At 39.3% G+C, this 1,319-nt stretch carries 2 protein-coding genes; both read left to right on the top strand.

The window, feature by feature from the left end:
• Nucleotides 1-81: 81 nt before the first annotated feature.
• A complete protein-coding gene (locus tag FD44_RS09925; RefSeq protein ID WP_003688751.1) occupies nt 82-369 on the top strand; it encodes a transposase in 288 nt (95 codons plus the stop codon).
• A 23-nt stretch (nt 370-392) separates the two neighbouring features.
• Nucleotides 393-1,271, top strand: coding sequence for an IS3 family transposase (locus FD44_RS09930; RefSeq protein ID WP_010011610.1), 879 nt, complete (start codon nt 393-395; stop codon nt 1,269-1,271).
• The last annotated feature ends 48 nt before the right edge of the window (nt 1,272-1,319 follow it).

Consider the following 1,319-nt stretch of genomic DNA (forward strand, 5'->3'; position numbering starts at 1 on the left):
TGGGCCTAGAATAAAAAGTGTACAAGTTAAATAGAGACTCTGATTTAGTATAATTAAGGAAGTAAATTGGAGGATCAAATAATGACGAAGCACAGTTATGACAAGGAATTTAAGGAACAGGCCGTTCAGTATTACTTAGATAACAAGGATCACATGACCATGAATGAAATAAGTAAGAATCTAGGTATTGGGGCTAGTACATTACATAAATGGATTAAGCTGTTTACTGAGACTGGGGAGTTTGGCCGTGGCTCTGGTAATTTTGCCAGCGATAAGGACAAGGAGATTGCACGACTAAAGCGTCAACTTCGTGACGCTGAAGGAGCGATCGAAGTGTTAAAAAAATCAATCGGGATTCTGAGCAAGTAACTACCGAAAAGGTATACCAAGAAATGGACGTTCAGCACGCTTTGGAATCCCACCCTTCCATCAATGGTATGTGTGATTATGTTGGAATCTCAAGAAGTGGTTACTATCAACGAGAAAAGCGTCATAATCACCAATCACCGCGAAAGCTTCGGAAGAAGTTTATTCAAGGTGAAATTAAAGCAATTTGGCTCAAAAGCCTTTGTATTTACGGTGCCGGCAAAATCACCCAAGAACTTCGCTCAAAAGGATATAAGATCGCTGAACGAACTGTTGGTAAGTATATGCGTGAACTTGGCATTCACGCCGTTTACCTAACCCCTTGGACGACAACCACTCGCAATTCTAAGTTTGATAAACAGCTAATAAATATTTTAGACGAGCAGTTCAATCCATTGCGACCAAACGCCGTTTGGTGCATTGACACCACTTATATTCCAGTTCATGACGGATTCGTTTATTTAACCAGTATTATGGACTTGTACTCCCGACGGATCATTGGTTGGGACTTATCTGAAACCTTGGAGGTATCGAATGTCATCCCACTTATTGAAAAGACTAAGCACAGTCGCCATATTAGCAAGCCATTAATCATGCACAGTGATCGTGGTAGTCAGTTTACGTCTGAAGCTTACAATCAAGTTACAGCTAACATGACATTAAGCTATTCAAAGAAAGCTTATCCTTGGGATAATGCCTGCATTGAGTCGTTTCATGCCTTGATTAAGCGTGAATGGATAAATCGGTTTAAAATCCATTCATACTCCGAAGCTAAACGACTAGTTTTTCAGTACATTGAAACGTTTTACAACACAGTTAGAATTCACAGTCACTGTGGATTCAAATCACCAAAGCAACTTGAAGATGAGTATCAAACTCAAATTCAAAATTTAGTCGTGGCATAGGACAAAAAAGTCTCTATTTAAATTGTTTATTTTATTGACAGGGGACCA

Origin of the sequence: Secundilactobacillus malefermentans DSM 5705 = KCTC 3548 (assembly GCF_001436395.1) — a bacterium.
In the GTDB taxonomy this organism is placed as follows: Bacteria; Bacillota; Bacilli; order Lactobacillales; family Lactobacillaceae; genus Secundilactobacillus; species Secundilactobacillus malefermentans.